Annotated in this window: 25 protein-coding genes; 7 read left to right on the top strand and 18 right to left on the bottom strand. The window is 64.8% G+C overall.

What is annotated here, in order from left to right:
* Nucleotides 1-7: 7 nt before the first annotated feature.
* The 9 genes from sucD to sdhC form a co-directional block, all read right to left on the bottom strand.
* Nucleotides 8-895: a succinate--CoA ligase subunit alpha gene (sucD, locus tag FFS62_RS11745; RefSeq protein WP_137972996.1), complete on the bottom strand. Its 888-nt coding sequence runs from the start codon at nucleotides 893-895 to the stop codon at nucleotides 8-10.
* On the bottom strand, nucleotides 895-2,061 hold the full coding sequence (gene sucC, locus FFS62_RS11740) for an ADP-forming succinate--CoA ligase subunit beta (protein ID WP_137972995.1): 1,167 nt from the start codon (nucleotides 2,059-2,061) through the stop codon (nucleotides 895-897). The genes sucD and sucC overlap by 1 nt, the downstream gene beginning before the upstream one ends.
* A gap of 187 nt (nucleotides 2,062-2,248) precedes the next feature.
* Nucleotides 2,249-3,685, bottom strand: coding sequence for a dihydrolipoyl dehydrogenase (gene lpdA / locus FFS62_RS11735; protein ID WP_137972994.1), 1,437 nt, complete (start codon nucleotides 3,683-3,685; stop codon nucleotides 2,249-2,251).
* Nucleotides 3,686-3,753: 68 nt separating this feature from the next.
* A complete protein-coding gene (odhB, locus tag FFS62_RS11730) occupies nucleotides 3,754-4,974 on the bottom strand; it encodes a 2-oxoglutarate dehydrogenase complex dihydrolipoyllysine-residue succinyltransferase (protein ID WP_137972993.1) in 1,221 nt (406 codons plus the stop codon).
* Between the two features lie 72 nt (nucleotides 4,975-5,046).
* Nucleotides 5,047-7,878 (bottom strand): 2-oxoglutarate dehydrogenase E1 component, encoded by a 2,832-nt coding sequence (locus tag FFS62_RS11725; protein WP_137972992.1) that lies wholly within the window; start codon nucleotides 7,876-7,878, stop codon nucleotides 5,047-5,049.
* Between the two features lie 244 nt (nucleotides 7,879-8,122).
* Entirely contained in the window at nucleotides 8,123-8,842 is a 720-nt protein-coding gene (locus FFS62_RS11720) for a succinate dehydrogenase iron-sulfur subunit (RefSeq protein WP_137972991.1), read from the bottom strand.
* Nucleotides 8,843-8,853: 11 nt separating this feature from the next.
* Entirely contained in the window at nucleotides 8,854-10,629 is a 1,776-nt protein-coding gene (gene sdhA, locus FFS62_RS11715; protein WP_137972990.1) for a succinate dehydrogenase flavoprotein subunit, read from the bottom strand.
* 3 nt (nucleotides 10,630-10,632) lie between these two features.
* Nucleotides 10,633-11,001, bottom strand: coding sequence for a succinate dehydrogenase, hydrophobic membrane anchor protein (sdhD, locus tag FFS62_RS11710; protein WP_137972989.1), 369 nt, complete (start codon nucleotides 10,999-11,001; stop codon nucleotides 10,633-10,635).
* On the bottom strand, nucleotides 10,995-11,381 hold the full coding sequence (gene sdhC / locus FFS62_RS11705; RefSeq protein ID WP_171016316.1) for a succinate dehydrogenase, cytochrome b556 subunit: 387 nt from the start codon (nucleotides 11,379-11,381) through the stop codon (nucleotides 10,995-10,997). Before sdhC ends, sdhD begins: the two co-directional genes overlap by 7 nt.
* 348 nt (nucleotides 11,382-11,729) lie before the next feature.
* On the opposite strand from sdhC, the gene gltA reads away from it, so the two are divergent.
* Nucleotides 11,730-13,019, top strand: a complete 1,290-nt coding sequence (gltA, locus tag FFS62_RS11700; RefSeq protein ID WP_137972988.1) for a citrate synthase — start codon at nucleotides 11,730-11,732, stop codon at nucleotides 13,017-13,019.
* A 199-nt stretch (nucleotides 13,020-13,218) separates the two neighbouring features.
* Here the strand turns inward: gltA and FFS62_RS11695 are convergent, their stop codons facing one another.
* Nucleotides 13,219-13,824 carry an START domain-containing protein gene (locus FFS62_RS11695; RefSeq protein ID WP_137972987.1) on the bottom strand — a complete coding sequence of 202 codons (606 nt, stop codon included), beginning with the start codon at nucleotides 13,822-13,824 and terminating at the stop codon, nucleotides 13,219-13,221.
* Nucleotides 13,825-13,883: 59 nt separating this feature from the next.
* A complete protein-coding gene (locus tag FFS62_RS11690) occupies nucleotides 13,884-14,135 on the bottom strand; it encodes a YkgJ family cysteine cluster protein (RefSeq protein WP_137972986.1) in 252 nt (83 codons plus the stop codon).
* Nucleotides 14,136-14,277: 142 nt separating this feature from the next.
* Between FFS62_RS11690 and FFS62_RS11685 the strand changes: the two genes are divergently transcribed.
* Nucleotides 14,278-14,619, top strand: a complete 342-nt coding sequence (locus FFS62_RS11685; RefSeq protein WP_137972985.1) for a DMT family protein — start codon at nucleotides 14,278-14,280, stop codon at nucleotides 14,617-14,619.
* A 68-nt stretch (nucleotides 14,620-14,687) separates the two neighbouring features.
* Here the strand turns inward: FFS62_RS11685 and FFS62_RS11680 are convergent, their stop codons facing one another.
* On the bottom strand, nucleotides 14,688-15,560 hold the full coding sequence (locus FFS62_RS11680) for an NAD(P)-dependent oxidoreductase (protein ID WP_137972984.1): 873 nt from the start codon (nucleotides 15,558-15,560) through the stop codon (nucleotides 14,688-14,690).
* A gap of 146 nt (nucleotides 15,561-15,706) precedes the next feature.
* Here FFS62_RS11680 and FFS62_RS11675 point away from each other — a divergent pair, with 146 nt between their 5' ends.
* From FFS62_RS11675 to rhtA, 3 genes are all read left to right on the top strand, one after another.
* Complete coding sequence (locus tag FFS62_RS11675) at nucleotides 15,707-16,249, top strand: exonuclease domain-containing protein (protein WP_137972983.1); 543 nt, start codon at nucleotides 15,707-15,709, stop codon at nucleotides 16,247-16,249.
* A 67-nt stretch (nucleotides 16,250-16,316) separates the two neighbouring features.
* Complete coding sequence (locus FFS62_RS11670; protein WP_137972982.1) at nucleotides 16,317-16,598, top strand: pyrimidine/purine nucleoside phosphorylase; 282 nt, start codon at nucleotides 16,317-16,319, stop codon at nucleotides 16,596-16,598.
* 80 nt (nucleotides 16,599-16,678) lie between these two features.
* Nucleotides 16,679-17,536 (top strand): threonine/homoserine exporter RhtA, encoded by an 858-nt coding sequence (gene rhtA, locus FFS62_RS11665; RefSeq protein ID WP_137972981.1) that lies wholly within the window; start codon nucleotides 16,679-16,681, stop codon nucleotides 17,534-17,536.
* Here the strand turns inward: rhtA and FFS62_RS11660 are convergent, their stop codons facing one another.
* From FFS62_RS11660 to FFS62_RS11635, 6 genes are read right to left on the bottom strand one after another with little or no spacing between them, the layout of a single operon-like run.
* Complete coding sequence (locus tag FFS62_RS11660; protein ID WP_256662201.1) at nucleotides 17,537-18,643, bottom strand: saccharopine dehydrogenase family protein; 1,107 nt, start codon at nucleotides 18,641-18,643, stop codon at nucleotides 17,537-17,539. It abuts the gene before it with no gap.
* Nucleotides 18,644-18,653: 10 nt separating this feature from the next.
* Nucleotides 18,654-20,420: an ABC transporter transmembrane domain-containing protein gene (locus tag FFS62_RS11655; RefSeq protein WP_137972979.1), complete on the bottom strand. Its 1,767-nt coding sequence runs from the start codon at nucleotides 20,418-20,420 to the stop codon at nucleotides 18,654-18,656.
* The gene (locus tag FFS62_RS11650; protein ID WP_137972978.1) at nucleotides 20,417-20,857 is read right to left on the bottom strand and encodes a thiol-disulfide oxidoreductase DCC family protein; all 441 of its coding nucleotides are present in this window, start codon (nucleotides 20,855-20,857) and stop codon (nucleotides 20,417-20,419) included. The genes FFS62_RS11655 and FFS62_RS11650 overlap by 4 nt, the downstream gene beginning before the upstream one ends.
* A 34-nt stretch (nucleotides 20,858-20,891) precedes the next feature.
* Nucleotides 20,892-21,485 (bottom strand): DUF1287 domain-containing protein, encoded by a 594-nt coding sequence (locus FFS62_RS11645; RefSeq protein WP_137972977.1) that lies wholly within the window; start codon nucleotides 21,483-21,485, stop codon nucleotides 20,892-20,894.
* A 2-nt stretch (nucleotides 21,486-21,487) separates the two neighbouring features.
* Nucleotides 21,488-21,886 (bottom strand): GFA family protein, encoded by a 399-nt coding sequence (locus tag FFS62_RS11640; protein WP_171016315.1) that lies wholly within the window; start codon nucleotides 21,884-21,886, stop codon nucleotides 21,488-21,490.
* 14 nt (nucleotides 21,887-21,900) lie between these two features.
* The gene (locus FFS62_RS11635) at nucleotides 21,901-23,013 is read right to left on the bottom strand and encodes an ATP-NAD kinase family protein (protein WP_137972975.1); all 1,113 of its coding nucleotides are present in this window, start codon (nucleotides 23,011-23,013) and stop codon (nucleotides 21,901-21,903) included.
* 115 nt (nucleotides 23,014-23,128) lie between these two features.
* Here FFS62_RS11635 and FFS62_RS23170 point away from each other — a divergent pair, with 115 nt between their 5' ends.
* Both FFS62_RS23170 and FFS62_RS11630 read left to right on the top strand, forming a co-directional pair.
* Entirely contained in the window at nucleotides 23,129-23,305 is a 177-nt protein-coding gene (locus FFS62_RS23170; RefSeq protein WP_171016314.1) for a PA1571 family protein, read from the top strand.
* A gap of 106 nt (nucleotides 23,306-23,411) precedes the next feature.
* Complete coding sequence (locus FFS62_RS11630; protein ID WP_137972974.1) at nucleotides 23,412-24,248, top strand: helix-turn-helix domain-containing protein; 837 nt, start codon at nucleotides 23,412-23,414, stop codon at nucleotides 24,246-24,248.
* The last annotated feature ends 12 nt before the right edge of the window (nucleotides 24,249-24,260 follow it).

Genomic DNA, 24,260 nt, shown 5'->3' with positions numbered 1-24,260 from the left:
GTCAGCCTCAGGCTTTCTTGACTTCCCAACCGGTCAGCTCGGCCAGGGCCTTGCCGATGTCGGCCAGCGAACGCACGGTTTTCACACCGGCGTCCTGCAGGGCAGCGAACTTCTCGTCCGCGGTGCCTTTACCACCGGAGATGATGGCGCCGGCGTGGCCCATGCGCTTGCCGGGCGGAGCGGTCACACCAGCGATGTAGGAAACTACAGGCTTGGTGACGTTGGCCTTGATGTAGGCAGCAGCTTCTTCTTCAGCGGAACCGCCGATTTCACCGATCATGACGATCGCTTCGGTCTTCGGGTCTTCCTGGAACAGCTTCAGGATGTCGATGAAGTTGGAGCCCGGGATCGGGTCACCACCGATGCCCACGCAGGTGGACTGGCCGAAGCCGGCGTCGGTGGTCTGCTTCACGGCTTCATAGGTCAGGGTGCCGGAACGCGACACGATGCCTACCTTGCCCGGCAGGTGGATGTGACCCGGCATGATGCCGATCTTGCACTCGCCGGGAGTGATCACGCCCGGGCAGTTCGGGCCGATCAGGCGTACGCCCAGCTCGTCGCACTTGACCTTGGCGTCCAGCATGTCAAGGGTCGGGATGCCTTCGGTGATGCACACGATCAGCTTGATGCCGCCGTAGGCCGCTTCCAGGATCGAGTCCTTGCAGAACGGAGCCGGAACGTAGATCACCGAAGCGGTGGCGCCGGTGGCGTCAACGGCTTCCTTGACGGTGTTGAACACCGGCAGGCCCAGGTGAGTGGTGCCACCCTTGCCCGGGGTCACGCCGCCAACCATCTTGGTGCCGTAGGCGATGGCTTGTTCGGAGTGGAAAGTACCCTGCGAGCCGGTGAAGCCCTGGCAGATGACTTTGGTGTCTTTATTGATCAGGACGCTCATTACTTGCCCTCCGCGGCTTTGACGACCTGCTGGGCAGCGTCGGTGAGGCTGGTAGCCGCGATGATGTTCAGACCGCTGTCGGCCAGGACCTTGGCGCCCAGCTCGGCATTGTTACCTTCCAGACGAACCACGACCGGGATCTTCACGCCGACTTCTTTCACGGCGCCGATGATGCCTTCGGCGATCATGTCGCAGCGCACGATGCCGCCGAAGATGTTCACCAGAACGGCAGCCACGTTGCTGTCGGACAGGATGATCTTGAAGGCCTCGGTCACGCGCTCTTTGGTAGCGCCGCCGCCGACGTCGAGGAAGTTGGCCGGCTTGCCGCCGTGCAGGTTGACGATGTCCATGGTGCCCATGGCCAGGCCGGCACCGTTGACCATGCAACCGATGTTGCCTTCCAGCGCGACGTAGTTCAGTTCCCACTTCTGCGCATGGGCTTCACGAGCGTCGTCCTGGGACGGGTCGTGCATGGCGCGCAGCTTGGGCTGACGGTACATGGCGTTGGCGTCGATGTTGATCTTGGCGTCCAGGCAGTGCAGGTTGCCGTCTTTCTTGATCACCAGCGGGTTCACTTCCAGCAGCGCCAGGTCGTAGTCCTGGAACAGCTTGCCCAGGTTGACGAAGATGTGGGTGAACTGCTTGATCTGGTCGCCTTGCAGGCCCAGCTGGAAGGCCAGCTCGCGGCCCTGGTACGGCTGAGCGCCGACCAGCGGGTCGATGGTGGCCTTGAGAATCTTCTCGGGAGTCTCGTGAGCGACTTTCTCGATGTCCACGCCACCTTCGGTGGAAGCCATGAACACGATACGGCGGCTGGAACGGTCGACGACGGCGCCGAGGTACAGCTCCTTGTCGATGTCGGTGCAGGACTCAACCAGGATCTTGCTGACCGGCTGACCGTTGGCGTCTGTCTGGTAGGTCACCAGACGCTTGCCCAGCCAGTTGGCGGCGAACGCCTTGGCGTCTTCCTTGTTCTTGACCAGCTTGACGCCGCCCGCTTTACCGCGGCCACCGGCGTGCACCTGGGCTTTGACAACCCACTCGCTGCCACCGATCTTTTCGCAGGCCGCAGCCGCTTCTTCCGGGGTGTCAACGGCGAAGCCAGTGGAAACCGGCAGGCCGTATTCAGCGAACAGCTGCTTACCCTGATACTCGTGAAGATTCATGCTTATCTACCGTTCTTCGTTTAGGTATTGCGCATTTCGGCGCTGCGCTCGAGGCGCCGCGCCACCTGTGACTGCACTGGTTAGCAGTCCGACGGACATTCCTGCGACTGGTTCTTGCGAACCGCCACGGGCCGTCCGCCGTGGTCTTTCCTGAAGCGCCCCGCGTTTAGGCGGGGCGCGGCACGCATCAGCGCTTCTTGCGATTGGCGATGTGGATGGCGTGGCCATTCACCGCCAGGGCCGCTTCGTGAAGCGCCTCGGACAGGGTCGGGTGCGAGAACACCATCATGCCCAGGTCTTCGGCACTGGTGCCGAATTCCATGCCGATGGCGCCCTGCTGGACCAGCTCGGCCGCGCTCGGGCCGATCACATGCACGCCCAGCACGCGGTCGGTCTTGGCATCGGCGATGACCTTGACCAGACCGGCGGTGTCGTTGGCAGCCATGGCGCGGCCGCTGGCGGCGAACGGGAAGGTGCCGACGTTGATCTCGACGCCTTCGGCCTTGAGCTGCTGCTCGGTCTTGCCGACCCAGGCGATTTCCGGGTGTGTGTAGATGACCGACGGGATCAGGTCGTAGTTCATCTGGGCCTTGTGGCCCTTGATGCGCTCGGCAACCATCACGCCCTCTTCCGAGGCCTTGTGCGCGAGCATCGCGCCACGCACCACGTCACCGATGGCGTAGACGCCCGGTACGCTGGTTTCGCACTGGTCGTTGACGAAGATGAAGCCACGCTCGTCCAGGGTCACGCCACTGTCGGCGGCCAGCAGGTCGGTGGTCACCGGGCGACGGCCGACGGCGACGATCAGCTTGTCGAAGGTCAGCTTCTGCTCGCCGGTGGCGTCGGTGAAGGTCACAGTAACCTGCTTCTTCTTCACTTCGCTGCCGGTGACGCGGGCGCCCAGGCGGATGTCCAGCCCCTGCTTGCCGAGGATCTTCAGGGCTTCCTTGGATATCTGCTCGTCGGCGGAAGCGAGGAACTTGTCCATGGCCTCCAGCACGGTGACTTCAGCACCCAGGCGGGCCCATACCGAGCCCAGCTCCAGGCCGATGACACCGGCGCCGATCACGCCCAGCTTCTTCGGCACGGCCTGGAATTCCAGGGCGCCGGTGGAGTCGACGATGACGTCCTGATCGACCGGAGCCGGCGGGATGTCGACGGGGCGGGAGCCGGAAGCCAGGATCACGTTGTCGGCCTCGACGATCTGGGTCTTGCCGTCCAGGCCGGTGACTTCGACCTTCTTGCCGGCCAGCAGCTTGCCGTGGCCTTCCAGCAGGGTCACGCCGTTGGACTTGAACAGGCCGGCGACGCCGCCGGTCAGGTTCTTGATGATGGTGTTCTTGCGCGCGACCATCTGCGGCACGTCGATGGTGACACCCTTGGCCTCGATGCCATGGACTTTGAAGCCCTCGTGGGCCTCATGGTACTTGTAGGAGCTGTCCAGCAGCGCCTTGGACGGAATGCAGCCGACGTTCAGGCAGGTGCCGCCCAGGGCGACCTTGCCATCCTTGTCCTGGTACTTCTCGATGCAGGCGGTCTTCAGACCGAGTTGCGCGGCCTTGATGGCGGCCACGTAGCCCCCGGGGCCAGCGCCAATCACTACCACGTCGAATTTCTGGGTCATAACTCATTCCTTCTCGAATAAAACCGGGTGGCCCCTTGTGGGGGCCACCGCGTTGCGCAGCCGTGGGATCAGATGTCCAGCAGCAGGCGAGCCGGGTCTTCCAGCAGATTCTTGATGGTCACCAGGAAGCTGACCGCTTCCTTGCCATCGATCAGGCGGTGATCGTAGGACAGTGCCAGGTACATCATCGGGCGGATGACGACCTGACCATTGATGGCCACCGGACGCTGGATGATGTTGTGCATGCCGAGGATCGCGGCCTGCGGCGGGTTGACGATCGGGGTCGACATCATCGAACCGAAGGTACCGCCGTTGGTGATGGTGAAGGTGCCACCGGTCATCTCTTCGATCGACAGCTTGCCGTCGCGAGCCTTCTTGCCGAAGGTGGCGATGCCGTTCTCGACTTCGGCCAGGCTCATCAGCTCGGCGTTGCGCAGCACCGGAACCACCAGGCCACGGTCGCTGGATACGGCAACGCCGATGTCCTGGTAGCCGTGGTAGACGATGTCGTTGCCATCGATCGAGGCGTTGACCGCCGGGAAGCGCTTCAGCGCCTCGACTGCTGCCTTGACGAAGAAGGACATGAAGCCCAGGCGCACGCCGTTGTGGGTCTTCTCGAACAGGTCCTTGTACTTCGAACGCAGGGCCATGACTTCGTGCATGTCCACTTCGTTGAAGGTGGTCAGCATGGCCATGGTGGACTGGGCTTCGACCAGACGCTCGGCAACCTTGGCACGCAGGCGGGTCATCGGTACGCGCTTCTCGACGCGGTCGCCGGCGGAGAATACCGGAGCCTCGGCAGCCGGAGCGGCCGGCTTGGCGGCAGCGGCCGGAGCGGACTTCTTGGCGGCGACGGCAGCGACGGCGTCTTCCTTGGTCACGCGACCACCCTTGCCGGTGCCGGTGATACTGTTGGGGTCGATACCGCCCTCTTCGGCGATCTTGCGCGCGGCCGGCGACAGGATGGCGTCGTCATCGGCGGCAGCAGCCGGAGCGGCAGCGGCGGCCGGTGCGGCAGCAGGAGCAGCGGCCGGAGCGACGACGGCAGCGCCGGCGTCACCCAGTTTGCCCAGCAGTTCGCCGGAGAGGACGGTGTCGCCCTCGTTCTTGACGATTTCGGCGAGAACGCCGTCGGCTTCGGCGAGTACTTCCATCACCACCTTGTCGGTTTCGATGTCGACGATCAGCTCATCGCGCTTGACCGCATCGCCCGGCTTCTTGTGCCAGGTAGCGACGGTGCCGTCGGCAACCGATTCCGGGAAGGTTGGGGCTTTGATCTCGATAGCCATTCTCTGTGTTCCTTAAATTCGTTTTCTTCAAGGAGGTGGCGGCCCGTGCCGCCACCTCGATACGCGAAGGCGTTAAACAGTAAAGGCGTCGTTCAGCAGTTTTTCCTGCTGTTCGGCGTGCATCGAAGCGTAACCACAGGCCGGGGCAGCCGAGGCATCGCGGCCGGCGTACTGAAGGAACAGCTCCTTCTTGTGCGCGGAAGCGACACGACGCATGTGGTGCTGGCTGCAATACCAGGCGCCCTGGTTCATCGGCTCTTCCTGACACCAGACGATGTGCTTGAGGTTCTTGTACGGCGCCAGAATCTCGGCCAGATCGTCTTCCGGGAACGGATAGAGCTGCTCGATACGCACGATGGCGATGTCCTCGCGACCCTCTGCACGGCGCTTGGCCAGCAGGTCGTAGTACACCTTGCCGCTGCACAGCACGAGACGTTCGACCTTCTTCGGATCGATCTGATCGATCTCGCCGATGGCGGTCTGGAACGAGCCTTCGGCCAGTTCTTCCAGGGTCGAGATGGCCAGCGGGTGGCGCAGCAGCGACTTCGGCGTCAGTACCACCAGCGGCTTGCGCAGCGGGCGGATCACCTGGCGACGCAGCATGTGGTAGACCTGCGCCGGGGTGGTCGGCACGCAGACCTGCATGTTGTGCTCGGCGCACAGCTGCAGGTAACGCTCCAGACGCGCGGAGCTGTGCTCCGGGCCCTGCCCTTCATAGCCGTGCGGCAGCAGCATGGTCAGGCCGCACAGACGTCCCCACTTGTGCTCGCCGCTGGAGATGAACTGGTCGAACACCACCTGGGCGCCGTTGGCGAAGTCGCCGAACTGGGCTTCCCAGATCACCAGCGCGTTGGGCATGGTGGTGGAGTAGCCATATTCGAAGGCCAGTACCGCTTCTTCCGAGAGGAAGGAGTCGTACAGCTGGAAGCGCGGCTGACCCTCGTAGAGGTTCTGCAGCGGCAGGTAGGTGGTCGCGTCCTTCTGGTTGTGCAGCGCCGCATGGCGGTGCGAGAAGGTGCCGCGGCCGACGTCCTGGCCGGTCATGCGCACCGGGTGGCCTTCGAACAGCAGGGTCGCGTACGCCAGGTTCTCGGCGTAGCCCCAGTTGATCGGCATGGCGCCGGCGGTCATCTTGGCGCGGTCTTCCAGCACCTTGGAGACCTGACGCTGGAGCACGAAGCCTTCCGGGATTTCCAGCAGCTTGCCGGCCAGGTCCTGCAGGGTCTTCAGATCGCAACGGGTGTCGTGACGCGCGGTCCAGGCATGCCCCAGGTACGGACGCCAGTCGACGAACAGTTCCTTGTTCGGCTCCTTGACCAGGCTCTTGACCACGTGCTGGCCGTTGTCCAGCGCGCTGCGGTATTCCTCGATGCGGGCGTTGACCGCGTCTTCGGCGACACGGCCGGACTGCACCAGACGCTCGGCGTACAGCTCCCGGGTGGTGCGCTGCTTGGCGATCTGCTGGTACATCAGCGGCTGGGTGCCGCTCGGCTCGTCGGCCTCGTTGTGGCCACGGCGACGGTAGCAGACCAGGTCGATGACCACGTCACGCTTGAACTGCATGCGGTAGTCGACGGCCAGCTGGGTGACGAACAGCACCGCTTCCGGGTCGTCGCCGTTCACGTGCAGGATCGGCGCCTGGATCATCTTCGCCACGTCGGTGGCGTACTCGGTGGAGCGCGAGTCGTCGGCACGGCTGGTGGTGAAGCCGACCTGGTTGTTGATCACGATGTGGATGGTGCCGCCGGTCTTGTAAGCACGGGTCTGCGACATCTGGAAGGTTTCCATGACCACACCCTGACCGGCGAACGCCGCGTCACCGTGGATGGAAATTGGCAGCACCTTGTCACCGGTCGAGTCCTGACGGCGGTCCTGACGGGCACGCACCGAACCCTCGACCACCGGAGAGACGATCTCCAGGTGCGAAGGGTTGAACGCCAGCGCCAGGTGCACTTCGCCACCCGAGGTCATGACGTTGGAGGAGAAGCCCTGGTGGTACTTCACGTCGCCGGACGACAGGCCTTCGACCTGCTTGCCTTCGAACTCGTCGAACAGGTCGCGCGGGTTCTTGCCGAAGGTGTTGACCAGTACGTTCAGACGGCCGCGGTGGGCCATGCCGATGACGATTTCCTTGGTGCCGTAGGAGCCACAGCGCTGGATGATCTCGTCCAGCAGCGGGATCAGGCTCTCGCCGCCTTCCAGACCGAAGCGCTTGGTGCCCGGGTACTTGGTGCCCAGGTACTTTTCCAGGCCTTCGGCGGCGGTCAGGCGCTCGAGCAGATGGCTCTGCACCTCGACCGAGTAGGCCGGGCGGCCGCGCACGCTTTCCAGACGCTGCTGGAACCACTTGCGCTGCTCGGAATCGACGATGTGGGTGAACTCGGCGCCGATGGTGCGGCAATATGTCTGCTGCAACGACTCGTGGATTTCCCGTAGAGTCGCCTCCTCCTTGCCGATGTAAAGCTCACCGGTACGGAAGGTGGTGTCGAGGTCGGCGTTGGTCAGCCCATAGTGATGGACCGCCAGATCGGCTGGCGCAGGACGCTGCCACAGACCCAGCGGGTCGAGCGTGGAGGCCTGATGGCCGCGCATGCGATATGCCTGGATCAGACGCAGAACTTCCACCTGCTTCTTCTCGTGCTCGCTGCTCACGCTCCCGGCGGAAACCGGTTGAGCACGGCGCTGGTTCTTGGCCAGCAGCACGAAATGATCGCGGACAGTGGAGTGCGAAACGTCGGTGACGGTATTCCCGTCGGCCGGCAGTTTCTGGAAGTAGGTGCGCCACTCTTCGGGCACAGCGTTGGGATCGTGCAGGTAGAGCTCATAGAGCTCTTCCACGTAGGCCGCGTTGCCACCGGATAGGTGGGCGCTGTCCCACATGCGCTGCATCACGCTTTCTTGCATGCTTGGTCACCCTCGGTAAGGGGACACCACCGGCGTGGAAGCCGTAGCTGGGCCATTCATAGTCCTGAAGCAGCGACCTGGTAAGCCACTACGGATCCCGCAGATAGTCCGGGTACCAGCCCGGATGCCCCTGCTGGTCGTCATTTTTCTTTCAAATAAGAGCCCTGGCTTTGTGAGCTGGGGCTCTGGCTTTACTGCGCCGGCGAATCGTTCCGCCGACGCAGGTGTAACGTGAAACGCTGAATCAGGTACCGCTCTGCAGCAGCATGTTACGTACGTGACCGATGGCCTTGGTCGGGTTCAGACCCTTGGGGCACACGTTCACGCAGTTCATGATGCCGCGGCAGCGGAACACGCTGAACGGGTCATCCAGGGACGCCAGACGCTCGGCGGTCTTGGTGTCGCGGCTGTCGGCCAGGAAGCGATAGGCCTGCAGCAGCGCGGCGGGACCGAGGAACTTGTCCGGGTTCCACCAGAAGGACGGGCAACTGGTGGAGCAGCACGCGCACAGGATGCACTCGTACAGACCATCCAGCTTCTCGCGCTCTTCCGGGCTCTGCAGACGCTCGATGGCCGGAGCCGGCGTATCGTTCTGCAGGAACGGCTGCACCTTCTCGTACTGCTTGTAGAAGATGCTCATGTCGACGACCAGGTCACGAATGACCGGCAGACCCGGCAGCGGACGGATGACCAGCTTGTTGCCCTTCACCACGGTGGAGATCGGGGTGATGCAGGCCAGGCCGTTCTTGCCGCTGATGTTCATGCCGTCGGAACCGCACACGCCTTCACGGCAGGAGCGACGGTAGGAGAAGCCTTCGTCCTGTTCCTTGATCAGGGCCAGCACGTCGAGAACCATCAGGTCCTTGCCGTCGATCTGCACGGTGAAATCCTGCATGAACGGCGCGGCGTCTTTTTCCGGGTTGTAGCGATAAACGCTGACTTGCAAAGTGTTACCAAGAGACATGGTGGCCACCCTTAATAAGTACGTACTTTGGGTTCAAATGCAGGAACGGTCTTCGGCGCGAAGTTCACAGCGCGCTTGGCAACACGTTTCTCACCCGGGAAGTACAGGGAGTGGCACAGCCAGTTGGTGTCGTCGCGGTCCTCGTAGTCTTCGCGGGCGTGGGCGCCACGGGACTCGGTACGGGTGTCGGCGGCGATGGCAGTGGCTTCGGCCACTTCCAGCAGGTTCTGCAGCTCCAGCGCTTCGATACGCGCGGTATTGAAGGCCTGGCTCTTGTCGGCAATCTTGACGTTGGCGATGCGCTCGCGCAGATCGGCCAGCTGAGTGATGCCCTTCTTCATGTATTCGCCGGTACGGAATACGCCGAAGTAGTTCTGCATGCACTGTTGCAGCTCTTTACGCAGCGGAGCCACGTCTTCGCCGCTGCTGCGCTCGTTGACGCCGGACAGACGCTTCAGGGAAGCCTCGATGTCGGTTTCGCTGGCGCCACGGACTTCCACGCCTTCCTTCAGCGCTTTTTCCAGGTGCAGGCCAGCGGCGCGGCCGAATACCACCAGGTCGAGCAGCGAGTTGCCGCCCAGACGGTTGGCACCGTGCACCGATACGCAGGCGACTTCACCCACGGCGAACAGGCCTTCGATGATCTTGTCGTTGCCGTTGATGTCCTGGGTGATGGCCTGGCCATGAATGTTGGTGGCAACGCCGCCCATCATGTAGTGGCAGGTGGGGATCACCGGAACCGGAGCGAGCACCGGGTCGACGTGAGCGAAGGTCTTGGACAGTTCGCAGATGCCCGGCAGACGGCTGTGCAGCACTTCTTCGCCGAGGTGGTCGAGCTTCAGCAGCACGTGGTCCTTGTCCGGGCCACAGCCGTTGCCGGCGATCACTTCCTTGACCATGGAGCGCGCGACCACGTCGCGGCCGGCCAGGTCTTTGGCATTCGGTGCGTAGCGCTCCATGAAGCGCTCGCCATGGGCGTTGATCAGGTAACCACCCTCACCACGGCAGCCTTCGGTGACCAGTACACCGGCGCCGGCGATGCCGGTCGGGTGGAACTGCCACATCTCGATGTCCTGTACCGGCACGCCAGCACGCAGGGCCATGCCCACGCCGTCGCCGGTATTGATCAGGGCGTTGGTGGTGGAGGCGTAGATACGGCCAGCACCGCCAGTGGCCAGAACCACGGCCTTGGAGCGGATGTAGACAGTTTCGCCGGTCTCGATGCAGATGGCGATGATGCCGACGATGGCGCCGTCCTGGTTCTTCACCAGGTCGACGGCGTACCACTCGTTGAGGAACGAGGTGCCGGCCTTCAGGTTGGCCTGGTACAGGGTGTGCAGCAGAGCGTGACCGGTACGGTCAGCCGCGGCGCAGGTACGGGCAGCCTGGACGGACGGATTGTCCGGGCCCTTGGACTGGCCACCGAACGGACGCTGATAGATGCGGCCTTGTTCGGTACGGGAGAACGGCAGGCCCATGTGTTCGAGCTCGAACACGGCCTCCGGACCGACGGAACACATGTATTCGATCGCGTCCTGGTCACCGATGTAGTCGGAGCCCTTGACGGTGTCGTACATGTGCCAGCGCCAATCGTCGTTCGGGTCGGCTGAAGCGATGGCGCAGGTGATGCCGCCCTGGGCGGATACGGTGTGCGAACGGGTCGGGAAGACCTTGGTCACCACGGCAGTCTTGTGACCGCCCTGGGCCAGCTGCAGTGCGGCACGCATGCCGGCACCGCCGCCACCAACGATGATGGCGTCATAGGAAAGAGTACGAATGCTAGACATGGATCAGAAACCCCACAGGATCTGCACACCCCAGACGAACACGACGAACTGGAGCACGCCGCAAACCGCCTGGACGAGGAAACGCACGCCGGTCGCCCAGCGGCCGATGGCCATGGGCGTCAGGTAGTCGGTGGTGATGGTCCACATACCGACCCAGGCGTGCACGATGAGAGCAACCAGAGCCAGCAGGCTGAAGATGCGCATCGCAGTATGGGAGAACAGAGCATGCCACTCGGCGTAGCCGAGGCCCGGATGAGCTACCAGGTAGCCGATCAGGAACAGGAAATAAGCCGCGAGAACGACCGCAGATACGCGCTGGGCCATCCAGTCGTAGAGGCCCGAACGCGAGAAGTTGGTTACGTTGGTTACCATACCCAGACCCCCGCCAGAACAATGACCACCACCGAAACGGCGATGACAATCTTCGAGCCCAGCTTGCCGCCTTCCAGCGACTCGCCGACACCCATGTCCATGATCAGGTGGCGTACACCGGCCACCAGGTGATACAGCAGGGCGGACAGCAGGCCCCAGATGATCAGCTTGGCCAGCGGACTGGTCAGGCACGCCTGTACTTCTGCAAAGCCTTCCTCAGATGCCAGGGTTTTATCGAGCGCATAGAGCATCACGATGATACCGAGGAAGAGGATGACACCGGAAACACGGTGCAGAATGGACGTATAAGCTGTGATCGGGAGTTTGATTGTCCTGAGATCTAGGTTTACAGGTCGTTGGCTATTCACGGCTTTTTTCACACTAGAGGCCCCTAACAAGCAGGGCAAGTTGTCGGGAAGTGCACTGGTCAGGTACCCCTCACCAAGGGAGTGCCAGCCGTCTAATTGTAGGCCTTAAAGCCCCTGACGGCCGGGCGCAGAGTATAGACAGTTAGGTAACTAATGACAACGTAATGGCCCACCCCAAAAAGCGGATTGCACGCCATTAATAAATGACGTATTAGGCCGTTCCCCTTGCCCCAAAAAAGGGCTGAAACCCCTCTGCTGTCTGGGTTCCAGTAAATTGACTTTCAGATTTATGTCTCTATAGTGTCCCGGGCCCTGCGTGGGGGGCTTCTGATGATTTCAAGCATAAACAGGAGGCCGAACATGGCTGACAAAAAAGCGCAGTTGATCATCGAGGGCAATGCCCCCGTAGAGCTGCCCGTATTGACCGGCACCGTAGGTCCCGATGTTGTCGACGTGAGGGGCCTGACCGCCACGGGTCGCTTCACCTTTGATCCTGGCTTTATGTCGACCGCCTCCTGCGAGTCGAAGATCACCTACATCGACGGCGACGCCGGTGTCCTGCTGCACCGCGGCTTCCCCATCGAGCAACTGGCCGAGAAGTCCGACTACCTGGAAACCTGCTACCTGCTGCTGAACGGCGAACTGCCGACCGCCGAGCAGAAATCCAAGTTCGTCAGCACCATCAAGAACCACACCATGGTTCACGAGCAGTTGAAGAGCTTCTTCAACGGCTTCCGCCGCGATGCCCACCCGATGGCCATCATGTGCGGCGTGGTCGGCGCCCTCTCCGCCTTCTACCACGACTCGCTGGACATCAATAACGCCCAGCACCGCGAAGTCTCGGCCATGCGCCTGATCGCCAAGATGCCGACCATCGCCGCCATGGCGTACAAGTACTCCATGGGCCAGCCCATGATGTACCCGCGTAACGACCTGAACTACGCGGAAAACTTCCTGCACATGATGTTCAACACCCCGTGCGAGATCAAACCGATCAGCCCGGTACTGGCCAAGGCAATGGACCGCATCTTCGTCCTGCACGCCGACCATGAGCAGAACGCCTCCACCTCCACCGTACGTCTGGCCGGTTCGTCCGGCGCCAACCCGTTCGCCTGTATCGCCGCCGGCATCGCCGCGCTGTGGGGCCCGGCACACGGCGGCGCCAACGAAGCCGTGCTGACCATGCTGGACGAGATCGGCAGCGTCGAGAACATCGACAAGTTCATCGCCAAGGCCAAGGACAAGAACGATCCGTTCAAGCTGATGGGCTTCGGTCACCGCGTGTACAAAAACCGCGACCCGCGCGCCACCGTGATGAAAAAGACCTGCGACGAAGTACTGGCCGAGCTGGGCATCAAGAACGACCCGCAGCTGGAACTGGCCATGCGCCTGGAAGAGATCGCCCTCACCGATCCGTACTTCAAGGAACGCAACCTGTACCCGAACGTGGACTTCTACTCGGGCATCATCCTCAAGGCCATCGGCATCCCGACCAGCATGTTCACCGTGATCTTCGCCCTGTCGCGTACCGTCGGCTGGATCTCGCACTGGAAGGAAATGCTGTCCAGCCCGTACAAGATCGGCCGTCCGCGCCAGCTCTACACCGGCTACGACAAGCGCGACTACGTCAAGCTGGAAGACCGCAAGTAAGTTTTGCGGGGCAAAGAAAAAGGCTGCCAATTGGCAGCCTTTTTTCATTTCCGGCCTAAGAGCCTGTCCCGAATCTTTTGAGCTAGAGCCAGGCAAGGCGAAATTGGGTGAGGGGGCGGAGTTTACGAGGTGTAAATGAGCAGCTCGAACCCAATTTCAACGCAGCATGGCCGACGATCAAGAGACTCGGGATAGGTTCTCAGCGCTTCTCGGCCAGGTCACGCAACCCCTTCAGGGTATTGAACGGCGCATCCACCACGAAGCTGTTGGCCAGCCAGGACGGCACGCTGCCACCCGGCTCGGTGTGCACCTGGTAGATGACTTCTACCTTGCCGTCCTTCGGCACCAGGCTCCAGTAGCCCTGCAGGCTGGTGACCCGGGTGTGGTCCTGGTCGAGCGGAATGAACTTGGGCTGACCGTCCATCTTGCGGGTCAGGCTGCCATCGGCACCCTGCTCCGACACCACATGCAGCACCGAATCACGGGCTTCCACCGGCCATGGCATCTCGAAGCGGGTATAGACCCAGCTCTCGGCGCCTTCGTGCTTGAGCAGGCTCTGCTCGGCGCAGGCGTGAATCCAGGCGCAGGAGCCCTTCACGTCTTCCTGCAGCTTGCGCAGGGTCGCCACATCGCTGGCGATGGTGGTCACGCCGCGGTAGGCCTTGTACTTGGAGCCCGGCACCTCGCTCAGGTAGATCTTGATGCCGTCCTCGTCCTTGGCCAGCTGCCAGTCCTCGGCATGGGCCATACCAGCCGCCAGCAGGCTCAGACCACAGATGGCGGCCGCTCGACTCAATGCAATCATCATTGCTCCTTGGGGATATTGACCCGCCGGCAGCGCCGCCGGGCCTGGGTTCGACTCGCTCAGGCGGTGGCTTGTTCCAGCCAGCCAATCAGGCGGATCGCCTCTTCGCGGCTATCGCCACACACGTAGTCCGCGGCGGAAAAGGCCAAGCATACATCCGGGCGCTCGGGGCTGCCGAAGATGGCGCAGAGGAACTCGGCGGTGAGGTGCAGGCAGCGCTCGCCCGCGGCCTTGCCCTGAGGCAGACCGGGAATCGGCGAACTGATGGAAGGCGCGATGCAGCAGGCACCGCAGCCGGCACGACATTCCATGAAGACCTCTCATGCGCAGAGCGGCGGCGATCTTAACGCCTGGGCGCCGTGCCTTCCATCCCCGCGCCTCGGCAACCGGGGCTTGGCCAGCAGCCCGCAGCTATTTAGGCTTGCGGCTTTCCTCCCCCACGAGAACAACGCCATGCTGGTCTGGATGCAAACCGCAGCCTTGCTCACCCTGTCCAACATCTTCATGACCTTCGCCTGGTACGGCCACCTGAAGACCATGAACAGCAAGCCCTGGCTGGTCGCGGCGCTGGTCAGCTGGGGCATCGCGCTGTTCGAGTACCTGATCATGGTGCCGGCCAACCGCATCGGCTACACCGAGATGTCGGTGGGCCAGCTGAAGATCATGCAGGAGGTCATCACCCTGGCGGTGTTCGTCCCCTTCAGCGTCTATGTGATGCAGCAGCCGCTGAAGCTGGACTACCTGTGGGCGGGCCTGTGCCTGCTGGGCGCGGTGTACTTTATCTTCCGCGCCTGAGGCCGGCAGCAACCTGGCACGGGCAATGACGCCAGCAAGCCCGCCCGGAACCGGGCGGGCGATGCAGCTCAGGGACGCTGCTTGAGGCGGGCGATCAGGCTGGAAGTATCCCAGCGCCCGCCACCCATGGCCTGCACATCGGAATAGAACTGATCGACCAGCGCCGTCACCGGCAGCTGCGCGCCATTGCGGCGGGCCTCTTCCAGCAGGATCGACAGATCCTTGCGCATCCAGTCCACGGCGAAGCCGAAGTCGAACTTGCCGGCCAGCATGGTCTGGTGGCGGTTCTCCAGTTGCCAGGACTGCGCCGCGCCCTTGCTGATCACTTCCATCGCCGCATGGCCGTCGAGGCCGGCGCACTGGGCAAAATGCAGGGCCTCGGACAGCCCCTGGACCAGGCCGCCGATGCAAATCTGGTTGACCATCTTGGTCAGCTGGCCGCTGCCCACCGGGCCCATCAGCTTGATCATCTTGGCGTAGGCGTCGATCACCGGCTCGGCGCGCTTATAAAAAGCCTCCTCGCCGCCGACCATCACCGTCAGCATGCCGTTCTCGGCGCCAGCCTGGCCGCCGGACACCGGTGCATCGAGAAAGCCCAGGCCCTGCTCGGCGGCCACGGCCGCCAGCTCGCGGGCGACGTTGGCCGAGGCGGTGGTGTGGTCGACCAGCACGCTACCGGCCGCCATGCCGGCGAAGGCGCCGTCCGGGCCGAGCAGCACGCTGCGCAGATCGTCATCGTTGCCGACGCAGGTCATCACGAACTCGGCGCCCTGGGCCGCCTCGCGCGGGGTCGGCGCCGACTCGCCGGCGAACTCGTCTTCCCACAGCTGCACCTTGGCCGGCGAGCGGTTGTACACGCAGACCTCGTGCCCTTCGCACGCCAGATGCCCGGCCATGGGAAAACCCATCACGCCCAGACCGATAAATGCCACCTTTGCCATGCACCACCTCCTCGCTAACTGGTGTCCAAGCATAGCCCGGATCGAGGGGCGGCCGGCCAGCACAGCTGCAGGGCAAAACTGTGCAAGCGCTTTGCCCGGCGCGCCGCGGCCAACCATACTGCCCCACACAACCAAGGAGGGAGCCTATGCAGCACTGGTTGATCATCGACCTGGAAGCCACCACCGAAGAAGGTGGCTGGCCGCTGGAAGACATGGAGATCATCGAGATCGGCGCCAGTCTGGTAGCCCCCGATGGCCATGAGCTGGAACACTTCCAGCGCTTCGTCCGCCCCTTACGCCGCCCGGTTCTGACCGCCTTCTGCCGCGAGCTGACCCATATCAGCCAGGCCCAGGTCGATGGCGCATCGCCGCTGGGCCACGTCTGGCCGCAGTTCGAGCGCTGGCTGGAGCCCCACCTGCCACATCTGGCGGGCTGGGGCAGCTGGGGCGACTACGATCAGCGCCAGCTGCGCCTGGAGTGGCAGCGTCACGGCCTGTGCAGCTGCCTGCAGGACATCCCGCACCACAACCTCAAGCAGAGCTTCGCCGACAGCCGCCAGCTCAAGCGCGCCGTGGGCCTGCAGGGCGCGCTGCAGCTGACCGGCCTGCAGTTCCAGGGCCGCCAGCACCGGGCCCTGGAGGATGCGCGCAACACCGCCCGGCTGCTGCCGCTGATATTTGCCCCCTGAGGGCTGACTGAGACGGGCTGGTTGGGCATACTGGCGGGCCTTTTTTGACCCTTCCGAGGAGCCCGCCATGTTCAAGGTCAACGAATACTTCGACGGCACCGTCAAATCCATCGGCTTCGCCATGAGCGAAGGCCCGGCCACCATCGGCGTCATGGCTCCGGGCGAGTACGAGTTCGGCACCGCCCAGCTGGAAGTGATGCACGTGGTCGCCGGCGCCCTGACCGTCAAGCTGCCGGGCAGCGACAACTGGGAAACCTTCGAGGCCGGCAGCAAGTTCACCGTGCCAGGCAACAGCAAGTTCCAGCTGAAGGTCGCCGTGGACACCGCCTATCTCTGCGAATACCGCTGATCTAGGCTAGGTTGAAAGAACCGGCCCGAGTGGCCGGTTTTTTATTGCAGCCCGTTTATCGCAACTCCCCGGACAGCGCCATGCCCCGCTCCACCCTGCTTCTGCCCATCGCCCTGCTGGTGGTCGCCATGACCTCCATCCAGAGCGGTGCCTCCCTGGCCAAGAGCCTATTCCCGCTGATTGGCCCCGAGGGCACCACCGCCCTGCGCCTGAGCCTGGCGGCGCTGATCCTGTGCATCGTCATGCGTCCCTGGCGCACCCGCCCCAACTTCGCGGCCTGGCGCTCGCTACTCGGCTACGGCCTGTCGCTGGGGGCGATGAACCTGCTGTTCTACATGTCGCTGAAGAGCATTCCGCTGGGCATCGCCGTGGCCCTGGAATTCACCGGCCCGCTGGCCCTGGCGCTGTTCTCCTCGCGCCGCCTGCTGGACTTCGTGTGGATTGTCCTGGCCGTGCTCGGCCTCTGGCTGTTGCTGCCCGACACCTCTGCCGCCGACCATCTCGACCCGCTGGGCATGGCCCTGGCCCTGGGCGCCGGCGTGTGCTGGGCGCTGTACATCCTGTTCGGGCAGAAGGCCGGTGCCGCCCACGGCGCGCAGACGGTGGCGTTCGGTACCGTGGTTGCCGCGCTGCTGGTGTTTCCGGTGGGGCTCTGGCAGGTCGGCGGCGGCCTGTTCTCGCTGGACCTGCTGCCGGTAGCCCTGGCCGTGGCCGTGATGTCCTCGGCCCTGCCCTACAGCCTGGAGATGTTCGCCCTGACCCGCATGCCGGCGCGCACCTTCAGCGTACTGATGAGCCTGGAACCGGCCATCGCCGCCCTCTCCGGCCTGATCTTTCTCAGCGAGAACCTGAGCCCGATGCAGTGGCTGGCGATCGGCGCCATCATCCTCGCCTCGACGGGCGCGGCGGCCACCATCAAGCCGCGCGCACACGCCTGATCAGAGCTGACGCAGGCCGCTGCTGATCGCCAGCCCGTCCAGCTCCGCCAGGTACTCGTCCAGCGTCAGCAGGCCCAGGCACGGCAGCGCACCACGGGCCTCCAGGCTGCCGACCGCCAGCTTGCGAGCCAGAGCCACGGCGGCCATGCAGGGGATGTTCGGGCCGTCGTTGTTCTCGGCCAGCAGTTCCCAGCACAGCGTCAGCGGCTGGCCGCTCTGGTCGAGGCCACTCAGGCGCACGAACATACCGCTGCGGCCGTCACCGAACGGTTCCACCGATACGGCGCGGCGATGCAGGAAGTGGGTCAGCGGCACCGCGCTGCGCAACAGGCCGGCGCGCACCAGCCAGGCCAGCGCCCAGGTGCCGAACTGGGTCAGGCGCAGGCCGACACCGGCCGAGAAGCGCACGCTGCGCACGCCCGGATAACGGGCCGGGAACAGCTGCAGATCGGGGATATCGCAGTTGGCTACCCAGCGCGGACCGAGCGGCGCCGGGAAGTCGTGACGCGCCAGGTCCTGCCAGCCGAACACCTCGCGCCAGGCGCCGTCGCGCCATTGCTGGAATGGCTTGCCGCAGTAGTCCAGTACCGCCGCCAGGGTCGAGGCGCCCGGCGTCTTCTCCGAGGAACTGATGCCGTGCCAGATCTCGTCCAAGCGGGAGAAACGCGGCAGCAGGCTGTCGATCACCCCGCCCGCCAGGGCCGGCACCGAGCTGGCGCCGCCGCAGACCAGCACACCGGCCGCCCGCGCCGCCGCATCCAGCTCGCCAATGTCGCAGACGAAGGCGCGGGCATCGGCCAGGTCGGCGTAGTGCAGGCCGGCCTCGATGGCGGCGCGAGCCACCCGGTAGTCCTGGCGCTGGAAAGGCCCGGCGGTGGAAATCAGCAGCTGCGCGCCCAGGGCGCGCAGGCGCTCGGCCAGGTCGGCGGCGTTCATGTCCAGCTGCAGCGCCTGGCTGCCGGTCTGCGCCGCCAGCGCCTCGGCCTTGGCCAGGTCGCGCCCGGCCACCCACACGCGCATACCGGCGATAGCCGCCAGCTTGCGCACGATGACCTGGCCGAAGTTGCCATAGCCGCCCAGCACCACCACACCGAATTCCTTGTGCACCACCCTCTCCCTAACGACGCTCGGTGTTGAACTGCAGCTGCGCCAGCCGCGCATACAATTGATTGCTCGCCACCAGCTCGGCGTGGGTGCCGATGGCCTGTAGCCGGCCGCGGTCGACCACCGCGATGCGGTCGGCGTTCTGCACCGTGGCCAGGCGATGAGCGATGACCAGCGTTGTGCGCCCACGCATCAGCCCCGGCAGTGCCTGCTGGATCAGGTGTTCGCTCTCGGCATCCAGCGCGCTGGTGGCCTCGTCGAGCAGCAAGATCGGCGCATCGGTTAGCAGCGCGCGGGCAATCGCCAGGCGCTGGCGCTGGCCGCCGGAGAGGCCCAGCCCGGCTTCGCCCAGATGGGTCTGATAGCCCTGCGGCAGGCGCTCGATGAACTCGTGGGCGTGAGCCGCACGCGCGGCGGCCTCGACCTCGGCGGCGCTGGCATCCGGGCGCCCGTAGCGCAGGTTGTCCTCCACCGAGCCGAAGAACAGCGCCGGGTTCTGCGAAACCAAGGCGAAGCACCGGCGCAGGTCGGCCGGATCGAGGCGCTGGATCGGCACACCCTCGATCAGCACTTCGCCCTCCTGCGGGTCGAAGAAGCGCAGCAGCAGGTCGAACAGGGTCGACTTGCCCGCGCCAGAGGGGCCGACCAGGGCCAGGGTCTCGCCGGCACGTATCGCCAGGTCGATGCCATCGATGGCCGGCTGTTCGGGGCGGGCCGGATAGAAGAAGCGCACGCCACGCAGCTCGACTTCGCCGCCGACCCGCTGCGGCAGTTGCAGCAGGTCCTCGCTCGGCGCGGTGATGGCGTTGCGCGTGCGCAGCAGTTCGGCGATGCGCTCGGCGGCACCAGCCGCGCTCTGCAGCTCGCCAATCACCTCGCTGATGGCGCCGAAGGACATGCCGACGATCAGGCTGTAGAACACGAAAGCCGCCAGGTCGCCGCCGCTGATACGCCCGGCGATCACGTCCATGCCGCCGACCCAGAGCATGGCGCCCACGGCGCCAAGCACCAGCACGATGACCACGGTGATCAGCCAGGCGCGCTGGCGGATGCGCCTGCCGGCAGTGGCGAACGCGGCCTCCACGGTGCCGGCGAAGCGCTGGCGGTCCTGGGCCTGGTGGTTGTAGGCCTGCACCGTCTTGATCTGGCCGAGGGTCTCGCCGATATAGCTGCCCACGTCGGCGACCCGATCCTGGGTCTGCCGGGACAGCGCGCGCACGCGGCGGCCGAAGATCAGGATCGGCGCCACCACCAGCGGCAGTGAGCAGACCACGATGGCGCTGAGCTTGGCGTTGGTGACAAACAGCAGCACGACGCCTCCTATCAGCATGATGCCGTTGCGCAGGGCCATGGACAGCGACGAGCCGATCACCGTCTGCAGCAGCGTGGTGTCGGCGGTCAGCCGCGACTGGATCTCCGAGGCGCGGTTGCTCTCGTAGAAGCCCGGGTGCAGGTCAATCAGATGGTCGAATACCTTGCGCCGGATATCGGCGACGAAGCGCTCGCCGATCCAGCTGACCAGATAGAAACGGGTGAAAGTACCAATCGCCAGGGCCAGCACCAGCACGAAGAACAGCGCGATGGAGTGGTTCAGCGCACTCTGCGACTGGGTCGCCAGCCCCTGGTCCACCAGCAGGCGGATACCCTGGCCCATGGACAGGGTGATGGCAGCGGTGAACATCAATGCCGCCAGGGCGCCGACCAGGCGCCAGCGGTACGGCGCGACGAAGCGCCAGGCCATGCCCAGCGCTTGGCGCCGGTTATCCGAGAACAGGCTCATGGGCGCGGCTCGCCGGCATCGAGGAAACGCTGCTGGTGGTCCGCAGCGGGCAGCAGGCAGCTGTCGTAGCGGCCGAACAGGCGGTAGCGGTTCAGCGCGATGCGGTCGTAGCACCAGTCGCGCAGCACGCGCGGCAGCAAGCGCAGCACGGCCAGCAGACGCCAGGCGCCGGGCAGCTGGGCGACGATGCGCAGTACGGCATCGGAACGCACGAACAGCGTCTCGCCTTCCACGTAGGCCATGGTCTCGAAAGCGTCGGTGGGCAAGCCATACCAGGCCAGGATCGCCTGGCCTTCGGCCGACTGCACCGAGCACAGGCGAAAACGCCGCTGCTGGTCATGGCGGATCAGGAACTTCGCCCAGCCGTTGCACAGCCGGCACACACCGTCGAACAGCACGACACGCTCGCCGGCCTGGATATGGGGTGGTAATGCCATCGAGACCTCCGGAAATCCTGCGACGGATGCTAACTCATTGCGCCCGGCGCTGGCCTGGGTCAGCGAAACGATAGTGGCCGGTGATGGCGAAGCCGAACAGGATGTCCTCCTCCCGCGTGCCGCGGCCGATGTTGTGCAGCACCAGCGGCACGCCGGCCGGGCTGCTGCGGTCGGAGACGATGCCGATATGGGTCAGGCCGCGCCCCAGGTCCCAGGTGACGATATCGCCGGCGAGGTAGTCCGCCGGTTTGTCGCTGACTTTCAGCGCCATGCCCTGGCGCTTGAACCAGGTCATCAGGTTGGGCACGCGGCGGTGATCGATATTGCGGTCGGTGCTCTTCAGCCCCCAGTTCTTCGGATACAGCGCGAAGTGCGCACGCATGTCCTCGTGCACGCTCTTCTGCAGGTCCAGGCCCTGCTCGCGCAGGGCGCGGATCACCACGTCGGTGCACACGCCGGTGCTCAGCGGCACGTCGCCGCCGGGGTAGTCCAGCTGGCGGTAGACCGGGTCATAGCTCAGAGTCACGCCGACCTGGCTGCGCGCATCGAGCACCAGGCGTTGCGGGTCGACGCCCGCCGCCCAGGCCGGGGCCAGCGCGAACAGCAGCAGAAGCAGGAGATGACGCATGGTCATTCCTTGCGTTCGGCGTAGCGTGGCAGATCGTCATCCAGCTCCCACCAGTTGGCCTTGGAGTCGGCGTATATATGCCAGCCCGGCCGGCTCGCTACCTCGCCCTGCAGACTGCCAGCGCGGATGCGCAGCACGCCCGGCAGCTTGCTGGTGCGACTGTAGATGGGCGAGCCGCAGCGCGAGCAGAACACCCGCTGCTTGCCTGGCGAAGACTCGAAGGCCTGCAGGCGTTCGGCGCCGCTGAGCAAATGGAACGCTGCCTCGCTGACCGGAATATTGCTGGCGAACGGCGCACCCTGGGCGCGCCGGCACTGGCTGCAGTGGCACAGCTGGATGGGGGCAAGTTCACCCTCGATCCGATAGCGAATCTCGCCGCACAGGCAGCTTCCCTGATGCATGACCTTCTCCTGTTTCAACGCAATGGATAGAGCAGTTCTTCCCTGTAACCCGCCCACACCCGCACGGCGTCGGGGAAGGCCTCGTCCAGCGCCGGGTCGCCGCTGTCGACCAGCAGCGGGCGGCCTTCCAGGGTGCCGAGCTTGCGCTTGGTGGCGATCACCCGCAGGTGGTCGAGGCCGATGGCGCGCAGCACTCGCGGGCTGATCTGCTGGTTGCCGCGGCCGATGATATGGCCCTGGCCGCCGATGGCGGTGACCAGCAGGCGCGCCGGATGACCGTCGATCAACTCGAACAGCTGCGCCTCAGTCACGTCGCGGGCGAGCACCGCGCCGTCCTCGATCACGTCCACGCCCAGCAGGGTGGTCTCCAGGCCGAGGTTCTGCGCCAGGCCGTGTAGAGTCGAGCCGGGGCCGAACACGTAGCGCACACCCTCTTCCCAGCTTTCCTGCAGCCAGTCGGCCAGGTCCACCAGCACCAGTTCCTCGGATTCCATGCCGCCCTGTTTGACGTGCTGCATGAATTCGCCCTCCACCGGCACGCACATCTCGCCATAGTGGCGCGCGCCCACCTTGCCCTCGCGCAGGGCCGCTTCATCTATATCGCGCACCTCGCCGCTGGACAGGCGCACCAGACCACCCTCGATCAGGCGCAAAGCCATCTGCCCGGCCGCGCGTGGACTGATGGCATACACCGCGGAATGGATCTTCACCCCGGCCGGAATGCCGAGTACCGGCTGATCCTCGCGCACCGCGCTGCACACATCGCGCGCGGTGCCGTCGCCACCGGCGAACAGGATCAGCGCGCAACCCGCGTCTTGCAGGGCGCGCACCGCGGCCTGGGTATCTGCGGCCGTGGTCGGGCCCTCGCCCAGGCTACCCAGCACCCGGTGGGCGTAGCCCAGCTCGCTCAGCAGGTCGGCGCCCATGGCGCCGGGAAAGGTGACGAACTGCAGGCGCTCGGCCACCGGTCGCAGGCATTCCAGGGCGATGCGCGTGCGTTCCGCGGCGCGCGGTTCGGCGCCACGGGCCAGGGCCTCGGCGGCCACGCCATCGCTACCCTTGAGCGCCGCCGGTCCGCCGAGGCCGGCCAGCGGATTGATGATCAGGCCCAGATGGAAAACACTCATAACCACTCCAATCACGGCGCACCGTTGGGTGCCCCGAATAAACCTCTCGCGCTGGCTGTCACGGCGCCTTCATCTGCCCGCCCTAGACTTTCCACATAGTCCGGAGGAAACGGTCATGAAAGCGCAACAGCAGTCCCCGCAGTCCCAGAGCAAACCCGCCAACCCGCCGCAACCGCTGGGCGGCGCCATCATCGACGCCGAGGGTCGGGAGATTCCCATCACCGAGCAGATGATCCAGCAGGCCTGCCGCGAGCTGGACAAGGCCTGGCAGGCGCCGCGCCAGGCATCCTGAGGCGCATTCTGCCACGGCAGGGCGCTGCGCTATTACCTCCGATGTAATTGCCGCCCTGCCGGGGCGCGGGTAGAAAGAAGGCCATAGCTTCCTTCAAGGCCCGCCCATGCCCTCCGCCACTTCCCATCCAGCCCGCCAGGGCGACAGCTTCGGCAACCTGCTGAAAACCTGGCGCCTGCGCCGCGGCCTCAGCCAACTGGCCTTCGCCGAGATCGCGGCAACCTCGCAGCGGCATATCAGCTTCCTGGAGAGTGGCCGCTCGCAGCCGAGCCGGCCGATGATCCTGCAGCTGGCCGCCAGCCTCGATCTGCCATTGCACGAGCGCAACACCCTGCTGGCCGCCGCCGGCTTCGCCGCGGTATTTCGCGACAGCCCGCTGGAGGCGGCGGAATCCGCCTTCGTGCGCCAGGCCATCGAGCTGCTGCTGGCCAAGCAGGAGCCCTATCCGGCCGCGTTGATCGACTGCCGCTGGAACCAGCTACGCACCAACCGCGCCGGCGAGCACTTCTCCAGCTTCCTGATGGACGAGCCGCCCCCGGCGGAGGTCTTCGGCCCCCAGGGTGCGCCCAACCTGATCAAGCTGCTGCTGCATCCCAGGGGCCTGCGTTCGAAGGTGGTGAACTGGCTGGAGTTGTCGGCCTTCCTGATCCAGCGCCTGCGCGCCGAGGCCCTGCGCGTCGGCGGTGACGCACTGACCGAGCGGCTGTTCGACGAGATCGCCTGCTTCCCGGACATGCCCGAGCAGTGGCCGACCCTGGGCGCCGGTCAGCTGGACAGCCCGGTGCTGATGACCCACTTCCGCAAGAACGGCATCGACCTGCGCTTTTTCACCACCATCACCACCCTGGGTGCACCGCTGGATGCCGGCCTCGAGCAGCTGCGCCTGGAATCCTACTTCCCCGCGGACGAGGCCACCGAGGCCTTCATGCGCCAATTCGCCTGATGGAGATGTACC

Origin of the sequence: Pseudomonas sp. F(2018) (genome assembly GCF_005508865.1) — a bacterium.
Lineage (GTDB): Bacteria > Pseudomonadota > Gammaproteobacteria > Pseudomonadales > Pseudomonadaceae > Aquipseudomonas.
The sequence above is the reverse complement of the archived record's forward strand: the minus strand, read 5'-3'. Positions and strand labels throughout refer to the sequence as shown.

Excerpts from the sequence above, each read along its gene's own strand:
- FFS62_RS11650 (WP_137972978.1), bottom strand. The coding sequence starts at position 20,857 with ATGGCATTACCACCCCATATCCAGGCCGGCGAGCGTGTCGTGCTGTTC.
- sdhA (WP_137972990.1), bottom strand. The coding sequence starts at position 10,629 with ATGTCTAGCATTCGTACTCTTTCCTATGACGCCATCATCGTTGGTGGC.
- FFS62_RS11635 (WP_137972975.1), bottom strand. The coding sequence starts at position 23,013 with ATGAGTGTTTTCCATCTGGGCCTGATCATCAATCCGCTGGCCGGCCTC.
- FFS62_RS11690 (WP_137972986.1), bottom strand. The coding sequence starts at position 14,135 with ATGGAATGTCGTGCCGGCTGCGGTGCCTGCTGCATCGCGCCTTCCATC.
- FFS62_RS11645 (WP_137972977.1), bottom strand. The coding sequence starts at position 21,485 with ATGCGTCATCTCCTGCTTCTGCTGCTGTTCGCGCTGGCCCCGGCCTGG.
- FFS62_RS11655 (WP_137972979.1), bottom strand. The coding sequence starts at position 20,420 with ATGAGCCTGTTCTCGGATAACCGGCGCCAAGCGCTGGGCATGGCCTGG.
- FFS62_RS11695 (WP_137972987.1), bottom strand. The coding sequence starts at position 13,824 with ATGATTGCATTGAGTCGAGCGGCCGCCATCTGTGGTCTGAGCCTGCTG.
- FFS62_RS23170 (WP_171016314.1), top strand. The coding sequence starts at position 23,129 with ATGAAAGCGCAACAGCAGTCCCCGCAGTCCCAGAGCAAACCCGCCAAC.
- FFS62_RS11670 (WP_137972982.1), top strand. The coding sequence starts at position 16,317 with ATGTTCAAGGTCAACGAATACTTCGACGGCACCGTCAAATCCATCGGC.
- odhB (WP_137972993.1), bottom strand. The coding sequence starts at position 4,974 with ATGGCTATCGAGATCAAAGCCCCAACCTTCCCGGAATCGGTTGCCGAC.
- FFS62_RS11725 (WP_137972992.1), bottom strand. The coding sequence starts at position 7,878 with ATGCAAGAAAGCGTGATGCAGCGCATGTGGGACAGCGCCCACCTATCC.
- FFS62_RS11685 (WP_137972985.1), top strand. The coding sequence starts at position 14,278 with ATGCTGGTCTGGATGCAAACCGCAGCCTTGCTCACCCTGTCCAACATC.
- FFS62_RS11640 (WP_171016315.1), bottom strand. The coding sequence starts at position 21,886 with ATGCATCAGGGAAGCTGCCTGTGCGGCGAGATTCGCTATCGGATCGAG.
- FFS62_RS11630 (WP_137972974.1), top strand. The coding sequence starts at position 23,412 with ATGCCCTCCGCCACTTCCCATCCAGCCCGCCAGGGCGACAGCTTCGGC.
- gltA (WP_137972988.1), top strand. The coding sequence starts at position 11,730 with ATGGCTGACAAAAAAGCGCAGTTGATCATCGAGGGCAATGCCCCCGTA.
- sdhD (WP_137972989.1), bottom strand. The coding sequence starts at position 11,001 with ATGGTAACCAACGTAACCAACTTCTCGCGTTCGGGCCTCTACGACTGG.
- FFS62_RS11720 (WP_137972991.1), bottom strand. The coding sequence starts at position 8,842 with ATGTCTCTTGGTAACACTTTGCAAGTCAGCGTTTATCGCTACAACCCG.
- FFS62_RS11680 (WP_137972984.1), bottom strand. The coding sequence starts at position 15,560 with ATGGCAAAGGTGGCATTTATCGGTCTGGGCGTGATGGGTTTTCCCATG.
- FFS62_RS11675 (WP_137972983.1), top strand. The coding sequence starts at position 15,707 with ATGCAGCACTGGTTGATCATCGACCTGGAAGCCACCACCGAAGAAGGT.
- sucC (WP_137972995.1), bottom strand. The coding sequence starts at position 2,061 with ATGAATCTTCACGAGTATCAGGGTAAGCAGCTGTTCGCTGAATACGGC.
- sucD (WP_137972996.1), bottom strand. The coding sequence starts at position 895 with ATGAGCGTCCTGATCAATAAAGACACCAAAGTCATCTGCCAGGGCTTC.
- lpdA (WP_137972994.1), bottom strand. The coding sequence starts at position 3,685 with ATGACCCAGAAATTCGACGTGGTAGTGATTGGCGCTGGCCCCGGGGGC.
- rhtA (WP_137972981.1), top strand. The coding sequence starts at position 16,679 with ATGCCCCGCTCCACCCTGCTTCTGCCCATCGCCCTGCTGGTGGTCGCC.